The organism is Streptomyces sp. NPDC031365, assembly GCF_055569765.1.
Map to the genome: position 1 here is coordinate 15966 of NZ_JBVIIM010000048.1, position 11922 is coordinate 27887.

Below are 11922 nucleotides of genomic sequence, written 5' to 3' on the forward strand. Positions count from 1 at the left end.
GGAGGGCCCGGGCATCACCCGCGCCCCGGCACGTACGGCGCCGTGGACGCGAGTCCCAGGTCGGACGGGAGCAGGGAGCCCACCCAGCAGTCCCGCAGCACTCCCTTGTTGTTGATCGAGGAGCGCAGGACTCCCTCGATGGTGAAGCCCGCACGCTCCGCCACCGCGCGGGAGGCGACGTTGCCGACCTCCGCGCGCCATTCCACGCGGTCGACCGACATCCGGGTGAACGCCCAGCGGGAGGCGGCGACGGCGGCCTCGGTGACGTATCCGTTGCCGCGGTGCTCCTTCGCTCCCCAGAAGCCGATCTCGCCCGTACCGAGGGACCGCATGGTGATGCTGAGCATGCCCGTCAGCTCCTCGGTGGGCAGGAAGACACCGAAGGTGAACATCGAACCGTTCGCCCAGCCGTCGGGGGCCATCTGCTCGGTGAACCCCCGCGCGTGCTCGGGCAGATACGGCGAGGGAATCGTGGTCCAGCGCTGGATGTCCGGGTCCTGGCAGATCGCGTACACGGCATCGGTCTCCCGCGGGCCGACGTTGCGCAGCAGGAGACGGTCGGTGGTGAGCGAGACGGGTTCCATCGGGCGATTCTGCTCACGCGGCGGCAAGGCGCGCCATCCCTCTCGCCAGGTGTGAGGCGGTGATCACCCTTCGTACAATGCGTCGGGTCGGCGCGGCACCATCCGACGCCGTCGGACGTTGTTCTTCCGAGGCAGTCGTGAAACGGATGGGAAGCAGCCGGCGGTCACCCCTGCGGCAGGCCTCCCGGCGTGGCGGGGTCCTCGCATACGATGGCCGTTGCTCAGTCAGTGAAATGGAAACCGACCGTCCCAGGCCCGACCGGCAAGGAGACCAACCCCCGTGTCCGTCCTCTCGAAGATCATGCGTGCAGGCGAAGGCAAAATCCTGCGCAAGCTGCACCGCATCGCGGACCAGGTCAACTCCATCGAAGAGGACTTCGAAGGCCTCTCCGACGCCGAGCTGCGGGCCCTCACCGATGAGTACAAGCAGCGGTACGCCGATGGTGAGAGCCTGGACGACCTGCTGCCCGAAGCCTTCGCCACCGTCCGCGAGGCCGCCAAGCGCGCCCTGGGCCAGCGGCACTACGACGTTCAGATGATGGGCGGCGCCGCCCTCCACATGGGCTACGTGGCCGAGATGAAGACCGGTGAGGGCAAGACCCTCGTCGGTACCCTGCCCGCGTATCTGAACGCCCTGTCCGGCGAGGGCGTCCACATCATCACGGTCAACGACTACCTGGCCGAGCGCGACTCCGAGACGATGGGCCGCGTCCACCGCTTCCTCGGTCTGAGCGTCGGCTGCATCCTGGCCAACATGACGCCGGCCCAGCGCCGCGAGCAGTACGCCTGCGACATCACGTACGGCACGAACAACGAGTTCGGCTTCGACTACCTGCGCGACAACATGGCGTGGTCCAAGGAGGAGCTCGTCCAGCGCGGCCACAACTTCGCCATCGTCGACGAGGTCGACTCGATCCTCATCGACGAGGCCCGTACGCCGCTGATCATCTCCGGCCCGGCCGACCAGGCCACCAAGTGGTACGGCGACTTCGCCAAGCTGGTCAAGCGTCTCAAGCGCGGTGAGCCCGGCAACCCGCTCAAGGGCATCGAGGAGACCGGCGACTACGAGGTCGACGAGAAGAAGCGCACGGTCGCCATCCACGAGTCCGGTGTGGCCAAGGTCGAGGACTGGCTGGGCATCGATAACCTGTACGAGTCGGTGAACACCCCGCTGGTGGGCTACCTGAACAACGCCATCAAGGCCAAGGAGCTGTTCAAGAAGGACAAGGACTACGTCATCATCGATGACGAAGTCATGATCGTGGACGAGCACACCGGCCGTATCCTCGCCGGCCGCCGTTACAACGAGGGCATGCACCAGGCCATCGAGGCGAAGGAAGCGGTGCCGATCAAGGACGAGAACCAGACGCTCGCCACGATCACGCTGCAGAACTTCTTCCGTCTCTACAAGCGCCACGACCACAACGGCAAGGAAGTCCCGGGCCTGTCCGGCATGACGGGTACGGCGATGACCGAGGCCGCAGAGTTCCACCAGATCTACAAGCTCGGCGTGGTGCCCATCCCGACCAACCGGCCGATGGTCCGCAAGGACCAGTCCGACCTGATCTACCGCACCGAGGTCGCCAAGTTCGAGGCGGTCGTCGACGACATCGAGGAGAAGCACGGCAAGGGCCAGCCGATCCTCGTCGGCACGACGTCGGTGGAGAAGTCCGAGTACCTCTCGCAGCAGCTCAGCAAGCGCGGCATCCAGCACGAGGTGCTGAACGCCAAGCAGCACGAGCGGGAGGCGTCGATCGTCGCCCAGGCCGGCCGCAAGGGCAGCGTCACCGTGGCCACCAACATGGCGGGCCGCGGCACGGACATCAAGCTCGGCGGCAACCCCGAGGACCTCGCCGAGGCGGAGCTGCGCCAGCGCGGACTCGACCCCGAGGAGCACATCGAGGAGTGGGCGCACGCCCTGCCCGAGGCGATCAAGCGCGCCGAGGAGGCGGTCAAGGCCGAGAAGGACGAGGTCGAGAAGATCGGCGGCCTCTATGTCCTCGGCACCGAGCGGCACGAGTCGCGCCGGATCGACAACCAGTTGCGCGGTCGTTCCGGCCGTCAGGGCGACCCCGGCGAGTCCCGCTTCTACCTGTCGCTCGGTGACGACCTGATGCGGCTGTTCAAGGCCCAGATGGTCGAGCGCGTGATGTCCATGGCGAACGTGCCGGACGACGTGCCGATCGAGAACAAGATGGTCACGCGCGCGATCGCGTCCGCCCAGTCGCAAGTGGAGACGCAGAACTTCGAGACGCGTAAGAACGTCCTGAAGTACGACGAGGTCCTCAACCGGCAGCGCGAGGTCATCTACGGCGAGCGGCGCCGGGTACTGGAGGGCGAGGACCTGCAGGAGCAGATCCAGCACTTCACGGACGACACCATCGACGCCTATGTCCAGGCGGAGACCGCCGAGGGCTTCCCCGAGGACTGGGACCTGGACCGTCTGTGGGGCGCGTTCAAGCAGCTCTACCCGGTGAGTATCACCGTCGAGGAGCTGGAGGAGGAGGTCGGCGACCGTGCCGGGCTGACGGCGGAGTTCATCTCCGAGTCCATCAAGGACGACGTCCGCGCCCAGTACGAGGCCCGCGAGGCGCAGCTCGGCTCCGAGATCATGCGCGAGCTGGAGCGCCGGGTCGTGCTGTCGGTCCTGGACCGCAAGTGGCGCGAGCACCTCTACGAGATGGACTACCTCCAGGAGGGCATCGGCCTGCGCGCGATGGCGCAGAAGGACCCCCTGGTCGAGTACCAGCGCGAGGGCTTCGACATGTTCACGGCCATGATGGACGGCATCAAGGAGGAGTCCGTCGGCTATCTGTTCAACCTGGAGGTCCAGGTCGAGCAGCAGGTCGAGGAGGTCCCGGTCGAGGACGTCAAGCCGGTGGCGGACCTGGAGAAGCAGGACGCGGTGCCCGCGCAGGCGGTGCCCCGCCCGGAGATCCGTGCCAAGGGGCTCGACGCCCCGCAGCGGCGCAACCTGCACTTCTCCGCGCCGACGGTGGACGGCGAGGGCGGCACCGTCGAGGGCGACTTCGCCACCGACGACGAGCCGGTGCGCTCCGAGGCGGACGGGCTCACGCGTGCGGAGCGCCGCAAGCAGGCGCGGGGCGGGCGTCGCCGCAAGAAGTGAGCCGTGCCGCCGCGGCGACGGAGCGGCAGTGAGCAGGCCGAGGGCCGGACACCCCAGGGACCCCAGGGTGTCCGGCCCTCGGGCGTGGGACGGGACTTCAGCGGCCGCCCACGCGGTGCGGGCGGGGGCCGCCCAGCTCCACGGCGGTGCAGCGCCAGCGCAGATCACGGCCCCGTTCCAGGCGGAAGGCCATGGCGCGCACCCTGTCCCCGGCGCCGACCCGGGCGAACGCCTCGATCGCGCCCTCGCGGGGCTCGAAGTAGCCGATGTCGCGCACGACGGGGCGGGCCCCGCGGGTGCGCAGCGGCCCGCGCTCGGCGAGCCGGACGAGTTCGTCGTAGGCCTGGCCGGCCGTGTGCCGCAGCATCGCGTGCACGGGGCGCTGCCCGCTGAGGACGGCGAGGAGCAGCTCGGCGAAGCGGTCGGTGGGCCGGGGCGGCGGAACGACGGGCCGACGGACGGGCCGGCCGGCGACCCCCGGGACGACGGCCTGGGTGCGGTCGGCCCCCGGCGCCGTCCGGGTGCCCCGGCCCGACGCCAGCGGGGACGCAGGTCCCCGGCCCGCGCGGCCCACCGGGCGGTTGTCGGCGGGCCGCCGGGGGACGCCCGGGCCGGTCGGCCGGCGCCCGCCGGGAGAGGAAGTGGGGGCGGTTCTGACGGCGGGGGTGCGGGGCGGGGTGGTCCCGGTGAGCAACGGGCGGATTCCGTCGGGAGAAGGGGCGTGAGCCGTCCCGCCTGCCGGGGACGGCCGGTCTCCGGCAGGTGTGGAGGACGGCGCGGGTCCTGCCGCGGACCGGCGGGGCGGCGTGGTGGTGGGGGACGGGCCTGCCTCGGAGGAGAGGACCCGGGCCGGTGGGGACGGGTGGCCCTGGGCGGGCGTGGGCCGTTCCGTGCGGGTGGGGCGGCGTCTGGTCATGACCTTGTTCATGGGAACCCCGTTCGATCGGCCCGGGCCGGCGGGGGAGCCGGGAGATACCGGGCGGTAACTTCTTGGTTGGGGATCTTGTACGGGGTGGTGGAGGGCGGGGGCAAGGAGAGCGGGGGCGGGTCGGGATGGTTGGAGCATTCACTTATCCGAGTGATCGGCGGGCCGTCGGGCCCGTACCCGGGCGGGCGCGCCGGGTGACTTCCGGGACGGAAGGTGACGTGTCCGGGGGCGCGGGCGGGAACTCGATGGGGGACGCCGGGACGTATCCTGAAGGACCTTGCGAAGTTCCCGATCACACGAAAGCGGCTGGCCATGCGTGTCTACGTCCCCCTGACCCTCCCCGGGCTCGCCGAGGCGTACAGGACGGGTCAGCTGGGTGAGGGGCCGCTCGTCGCGTACGCCGTGACGCCCGCGCTGCGCGAGTGGTACGTCTCCGACGACATCGAGGAGCTGGAGTACGCCGCGCTGAGCCGCGCCGCGCTGGCCTCCCTGAGGCTGCTGGCGGGGGACGTCGGTGCGCCGCGGCGCCGGGTCGTGGTCGCCGTCGACGTGTCCGACGGCGCGGCCCGGACGGACCCCGGCCGGGGCCTCGACCCGGCCGCGCTCGGTGAGGTGCGGGTCGCCGGGACCGTACGGCTGGGCAAGGCGGCCGCGGTGCACGTGGACGCGGCGGACGCGGAGGCGGATGTGGCGGCCGCGGCGGACGCGCTGCCCGCGGCGGACGGCGGTGACGACGACGCGCGGTTCGTCGTGGACGGGGCGGAGGACCACGAGCTGCTGTGGTACGCCACCCAGGAGATCCCCCACCTGGTGGGCTGAGCCGCGGGTCTGCCGAGTGTCAGTGGCGGCGGGTATTTTTCTGGGCATGGGGATGCACACGGACGCGCACATCGTCTGGGACTGGAACGGCACACTGTTCCACGATGTCGACGCGGTCATCGGGGCGACGAACGCGGCGTTCGCCGAGCTGGGCCTGCCACCGCTCACGCTGGAGCGGTACCGGGAGCTGTACTGCGTGCCGGTGCCGAAGTTCTACGAGCGGCTCATGGGGCGGCTGCCGACCGAGGCCGAGTGGGAGCTGATGGACAGCACCTTCCACCGCCACTACACGGAGCACCGGGTGCGGTGCGGGCTCGCCGAGGGTGTGGTGGATCTGCTGGCGGGATGGGCGGGGGCCGGCCGCAGCCAGTCGATCCTCAGCATGTACGGGCACGACGACCTGGTCCCGCTGGTGCAGGGGTTCGGGATCGAGGCGCACTTCATACGGGTCGACGGGCGGACCGGACCGTCCGGGGGCAGCAAGACGGAGCACATGGCGCGCCACCTCGGCGCGCTGACCGGGGTCGACCCGGCCCGCACCGTGGTGATCGGCGACGCGGCCGATGACGCGCTGGCCGCACGGCACGTGGGAGCGCGGGCCGTGCTGTACACCGGTGGCTCCCACGCGCGGACCAGCCTGGAGGCGATAGGGGTCCCGGTGGTGGACACCCTGCGGGAAGCCGTGACGGAGGCGGAACGCCTGGCGGCGACGGCCTGACCGAAAGGCTCCCGCGGGGACGAAACGGCCTCCGGCACCGGCGGCGTCCCAGGCTCCGGACTCACCGGCTCCGGACGGGCCTCCGCTCCCGGCGCTCCGCTCCCGGGCGGCTCCTGTGCCTGCGGCGCTCCGCTCCTGGGCCTCCGGCGCCGGCCCCGGTTCCGGCCTCCCCGTGGCCGCAGTGGCGCAGGGGTGCTCACGGGCAGGGAGTGATCTGAGGCCGGCGGGGAAAGCGCACTGTGCAGAACGTCAAAGTTCGGGCCCCGGTTTTGTACACATACGGCTCATGACGGGCCCCCTGTGAGGAGCGATAGCCTGGGTGGCGTGATCAGCGCGATAGCTCGCGGGGGCCTCGGTGCCCCTGCTCTGCGCCCGGCGAGCACGGAGGACATCCGTGACCGGGTGGCAGTCGCTGATCTTCGCGGGCGGCACGGGACGCGGCGCACCCCAGGGGGGTGTGCGTCACGGAGAGCAGAGTCACACCCGCCAGGCGCACTCAATTCGGCCGAGAAGCCCGCGTACCTCTCACCTTGCGGCATAGCGTCGGTACAGACCGGACACCCCGTGTCGTACCGCCGCACCACAGGGTCGGAGACCGTACTTCCTTCTACGTCACGCAACGGCGCGCGACAGGAGCCAGAGGACCATGCAGACCAAGCTGGACGAAGCCAAGGCCGAGCTGCTCGACAGGGCCGCCCGGGTAGCTGAGAACAGCCCGGCCGGGGGAAAACTGCCGCCGACTGGGACGACGGACAAGGGCATGCCCGACCGGGACACCGTGCTCGAGTTCCTCCAGCGCTACTACCTGCACACCGCCCCGGAGGACCTCACCGACCGCGACCCGGTCGACATCTTCGGAGCCGCTGTCTCGCACTACCGGCTCGCCGAGAGCCGCCCCCAGGGCACCGCCAGCGTCCGGGTCCACACCCCGACCGTCGAGGAGAACGGCTGGACGTGCAGCCACTCCGTCGTCGAGGTCGTCACCGACGACATGCCCTTCCTGGTCGACTCCGTCACCAACGAGCTGACCCGCCAGGGCCGTGGAATCCACGTCGTCATCCACCCGCAGATCGTGGTCCGTCGTGACGTGACCGGCAAGCTGATCGAGATGCTCACCGCCCCGGTCGGCGGCGACCTCCCCCAGGACACGCGCGACCTTCCGCACGACGCGCACGTCGAGTCCTGGATCCATGTGGAGATCGACCGCGAGACCGACCGCGGCGACCTCAAGCAGATCACCGCCGATCTGCTGCGCGTTCTGTCCGATGCCCGCGAGGCCGTCGAGGACTGGGGCAAGATGCGCCAGGCCGCGACCGCGCTGGCGGAGGCGCTGGCCGACGAGCCCGTCCCCGCCGACCTGCCCGCACCGCAGGTCGAGGAGGCACGCGAGCTGCTGCGCTGGCTCGCCGACGACCACTTCACCTTCCTCGGCTACCGCGAGTACGAGCTGCGCGCGGACGACTCCCTGGCCGCCGTCCCGGGCACGGGCCTCGGCATCCTGCGCTCCGACCCGCACCACGCCGAGGACGAGAGCCATCCGGTCAGCCCGTCCTTCGAACGGCTGCCCGCCGACGCCCGCGCCAAGGCACGCGAGCACAAGGTGCTGGTGCTGACCAAGGCCAACAGCCGGGCCACCGTGCACCGGCCCTCGTACCTGGACTACATCGGCGTCAAGAAGTTCGACGCGGACGGCAACGTCGTCGGCGAGCGGCGCTTCCTCGGACTGTTCTCGTCCGCCGCCTACACCGAGTCCGTGCGCCGGGTGCCGGTGATCCGCCGCAAGGTCGAGGAGGTCCTGGAGCGGGCCGGCTTCACCCCGCACAGCCACGACGGGCGCGACCTGCTCCAGATCCTGGAGACCTACCCGCGCGACGAGCTGTTCCAGACCCCGGCCGCCGAGCTCCAGTCGATCGCCACCTCGGTGCTCTACCTCCAGGAGCGCCGCCGGCTGCGGCTCTACCTGCGCCAGGACGAGTACGGGCGCTACTACTCCGCCCTCGTCTACCTGCCGCGCGACCGTTACACCACCGGTGTGCGCCTGCGGATCATCGACATCCTCAAGGAGGAGCTCGGCGGCATCAGCGTCGACTTCACCGCGTGGAACACCGAGTCGGTCCTCTCCCGGCTGCACTTCGTGGTGCGCGTCCCGCAGGGCACCGAACTGCCGGAGCTGTCCGACGCCGACAAGGAACGCATCGAGGCCCGGCTCGTCGAGGCCGCCCGCTCCTGGGCCGACGGCTTCGCCGAGGCGCTGAACGCCGAGTTCGGCGAGGAGCGCGCCGCTGAGCTGCTGCGCCGCTACGCCGGCGCGTTCGCCGAGGGATACAAGGCCGACCACTCCCCGCGCAGCGCGGTCGCCGACCTCGCCCGCGTCGAACTGCTCGACGAACAGCGGGACTTCGAACTCAGCCTGTACGAGCCGGTGGGCGCCGCCCCCGAGGAGCGCCGCTTCAAGATCTACCGCAAGGGGGAGGCCGTCTCCCTCTCAGCGGTGCTGCCCGTGCTCCAGCGGCTCGGCGTCGAGGTCGTCGACGAGCGGCCGTACGAGCTGCGCTGCTCGGACCGGAGCGTGGCCTGGATCTACGACTTCGGTCTGCGCATGCCCAAGGCGCCGGGCGGCGGCGTGGACTACCTCGGTGACGACGCCCGTGAGCGGTTCCAGGACACCTTCGCGGCGACCTGGACCGGCAAGGCGGAGAACGACGGGTTCAACGCCCTCGTGCTGAGCGCCGGGCTGACCTGGCGGCAGGCCATGGTGCTGCGCGCGTACGCCAAGTACCTGCGTCAGGCGGGTTCCACCTTCAGCCAGGACTACATGGAGGACACCCTCCGCCACAACGTCCACACCACCCGGCTGCTCGTCTCCCTGTTCGAGGCCCGGATGTCCCCGGACCGGCAGCGCGCCGGGTACGAACTGGTGGACGCCCTGCTGGAGGAGGTCGACGCCGCCCTCGACCAGGTCGCGAGCCTCGACGAGGACCGCATCCTGCGCTCCTTCCTCACCGTCATCAAGGCGACGCTGCGCACCAACTTCTTCCAGGAGGCGAGCGGCGGCGCGCCGCACGACTACGTCTCCATGAAGTTCGACCCGACGGCCATCCCCGACCTGCCCGCGCCGCGCCCGGCGTTCGAGATCTGGGTGTACTCGCCGCGCGTCGAGGGCGTGCACCTGCGCTTCGGCAAGGTCGCGCGCGGCGGGCTGCGCTGGTCGGACCGCCGTGAGGACTTCCGTACGGAGATCCTCGGCCTGGTCAAGGCACAGATGGTGAAGAACACCGTCATCGTTCCGGTCGGCGCCAAGGGCGGCTTCGTCGCCAAGCAGCTGCCCGACCCGAACGCCGACCGTGACGCCTGGATGGCGGAGGGCATCGCCAGCTACAAGACGTTCATCTCGGCGCTGCTCGACATCACCGACAACATGGTGGCCGGCGAGGTCGTGCACCCGGCGGACGTCGTCCGGCACGACGAGGACGACACCTATCTCGTCGTCGCGGCCGACAAGGGCACCGCGAAGTTCTCGGACATCGCCAACGAGGTCGCCGAGTCCTACAACTTCTGGCTCGGTGACGCCTTCGCCTCCGGTGGCTCGGCCGGCTACGACCACAAGGGCATGGGCATCACCGCCCGCGGCGCCTGGGAGTCCGTCAAGCGGCACTTCCGGGAGCTGGGCGTGGACACCCAGACCCAGGACTTCACGGTCGTCGGCATCGGTGACATGTCCGGTGACGTGTTCGGCAACGGCATGCTGCTCAGCGAGCACATCCGCCTGGTCGCCGCCTTCGACCACCGGCACATCTTCATCGACCCGAGCCCCGAGGCGGCCGTCTCCTACGCCGAGCGCCGCCGCCTGTTCGAGCTGCCGCGCAGCTCCTGGGCCGACTACAACACCGAGCTGCTGTCGGTCGGCGGCGGGATCTTCCCGCGCAGCGCCAAGTCCGTCCCGGTCAACTCGCAGGTCCGCGAGGCCCTCGGCATCGACCCCGGCATCACCAAGATGACCCCGGCGGACCTGATGAAGGCGATCCTCACGGCCCCGGTGGACCTGCTGTGGAACGGCGGCATCGGTACGTACGTCAAGGCGTCCACCGAGTCCAACGCCGACGTCGGTGACAAGGGCAACGACGCCATCCGCGTCGACGGCAAGGACCTGCGGGTCGACGTCATCGGTGAGGGCGGCAACCTGGGCATGACCCAGCTCGGCCGGATCGAGTTCGCGCTGCACGGCGGCCGGCTCAACAGCGACGCGATCGACAACAGCGCCGGTGTGGACACCTCCGACCACGAGGTGAACATCAAGATCCTGCTGAACGGTCTCGTCAAGGAAGGCGACATGACCGTCAAGCAGCGCAACAAGCTGCTCGCCGAGATGACCGACGAGGTCGGCGCCCTGGTGCTGCGCAACAACTACGCGCAGAACACGGCCATCGCCAACGCGCTGGCCCAGTCCAACGACATGATGCACGCGCAGCAGCGCTTCCTGAAGCACCTGGTGCGCGAGGGTCATCTGGACCGGGCGCTGGAGTTCCTGCCCACCGACCGCCAGATCCGCGAGCGGCTCTCCGCCGGGCAGGGTCTGACCGGAGCGGAGACGGCCGTCCTGCTCGCCTACACCAAGATCACGGTCGCCGACGAGCTGCTGCACACCTCGCTGCCCGACGACCCGTATCTGAAGGGGCTGCTGCACGCCTACTTCCCGACGGCGCTGCGCGAGGAGTTCCGGGAGCACATCGACAGCCACCCGCTGCGCCGCGAGATCACCACGACGGTGCTGGTCAACGACACGGTCAACACGGGCGGTACGACGTATCTGCACCGGATGCGCGAGGAGACCGGGGCATCCCTGGAGGAGATCGTCCGGGCGCAGACCGCGGCCCGCGCGATCTTCCGCTCCTCGGTGGTGTGGGACGGGGTCGAGGCACTCGACAACACGGTCGACGCGGCGGTCCAGACCCGGATCCGGCTGCACTCGCGCCGCCTGGTCGAGCGCGGCACGCGCTGGCTGCTCAACAACCGGCCGCAGCCGCTGGAGCTGGCGGAGACCGTGGAGTTCTTCGCCGAACGCGTCGAGCAGGTCTGGGCGCAGCTGCCGAAGCTGCTGCGCGGCGCGGACCTCGACTGGTACCAGAAGATCTACGACGAGCTGAGCGCCGTCGGCGTCCCGGACGAGCTCGCCACCCGGGTCGCCGGATTCTCCTCCGCCTTCCCGACCCTCGACATCGTGTCGGTGGCCGACCGCATGGGCAAGGAGCCGATGGACGTCGCCGAGGTGTACTACGACCTCGGTGACCGGCTGCGCATCACCCAGCTGATGGACCGCATCACCGAGCTGCCGCGCGCCGACCGCTGGCAGTCCATGGCCCGCGCGGCGATCCGCGAGGACCTGTACGCGGCGCACGCGGCGGTGACCGCGGACGTGCTGGCGGTGGGCAACGGCACGACGTCGCCGCAGCAGCGCTTCGAGGTGTGGGAGCAGAAGAACGCGGCCCTGCTGGGCCGGGCCCGCACCACTCTGGAGGAGATCCACGGCTCCGACGCGTTCGATCTCGCCAACCTGTCGGTGGCGATGCGGACGATGCGGACGCTGCTGCGGTCGCACTCGTAGCCGGCGCACGTCGTAGCACGCGAACGGGGGCGGGGGGGGGGGGGGGGGGGGGGGGGGGGGGGGGGGGGCGGGCGGGGGGGGGGGGGGAGGGGGGGGGGGGGGGGGGGGGGGGGGGGGGGGGGGGGGGGGGAGAGGGGGTGGGGG

Annotated in this window: 6 protein-coding genes; 4 read left to right on the top strand and 2 right to left on the bottom strand. The window is 70.6% G+C overall.

Going from position 1 to position 11922, the window contains the following annotated elements:
* Positions 1 to 14: 14 nt before the first annotated feature.
* Complete coding sequence (locus ACZ5C2_RS37080; protein ID WP_468801140.1) at positions 15 to 584, bottom strand: GNAT family N-acetyltransferase; 570 nt, start codon at positions 582 to 584, stop codon at positions 15 to 17.
* Positions 585 to 864: 280 nt separating this feature from the next.
* Between ACZ5C2_RS37080 and secA the strand changes: the two genes are divergently transcribed.
* Entirely contained in the window at positions 865 to 3711 is a 2847-nt protein-coding gene (gene secA / locus ACZ5C2_RS37085) for a preprotein translocase subunit SecA (RefSeq protein ID WP_468801141.1), read from the top strand.
* A gap of 97 nt (positions 3712 to 3808) precedes the next feature.
* Here secA and ACZ5C2_RS37090 read toward each other — a convergent pair whose 3' ends face one another.
* Positions 3809 to 4405: an Rv3235 family protein gene (locus tag ACZ5C2_RS37090; RefSeq protein WP_468801142.1), complete on the bottom strand. Its 597-nt coding sequence runs from the start codon at positions 4403 to 4405 to the stop codon at positions 3809 to 3811.
* Between the two features lie 546 nt (positions 4406 to 4951).
* On the opposite strand from ACZ5C2_RS37090, the gene ACZ5C2_RS37095 reads away from it, so the two are divergent.
* The 3 genes from ACZ5C2_RS37095 to ACZ5C2_RS37105 all read left to right on the top strand — a co-directional run bounded on the left by ACZ5C2_RS37095 (position 4952) and on the right by ACZ5C2_RS37105 (position 11778).
* Positions 4952 to 5458 carry a DUF6912 family protein gene (locus tag ACZ5C2_RS37095; protein WP_468801143.1) on the top strand — a complete coding sequence of 169 codons (507 nt, stop codon included), beginning with the start codon at positions 4952 to 4954 and terminating at the stop codon, positions 5456 to 5458.
* Positions 5459 to 5504: 46 nt separating this feature from the next.
* On the top strand, positions 5505 to 6176 hold the full coding sequence (locus ACZ5C2_RS37100; RefSeq protein ID WP_468801144.1) for an HAD family hydrolase: 672 nt from the start codon (positions 5505 to 5507) through the stop codon (positions 6174 to 6176).
* A 646-nt stretch (positions 6177 to 6822) separates the two neighbouring features.
* Positions 6823 to 11778 carry an NAD-glutamate dehydrogenase gene (locus tag ACZ5C2_RS37105; protein WP_468801146.1) on the top strand — a complete coding sequence of 1652 codons (4956 nt, stop codon included), beginning with the start codon at positions 6823 to 6825 and terminating at the stop codon, positions 11776 to 11778.
* Positions 11779 to 11922: the final 144 nt, after the last annotated feature.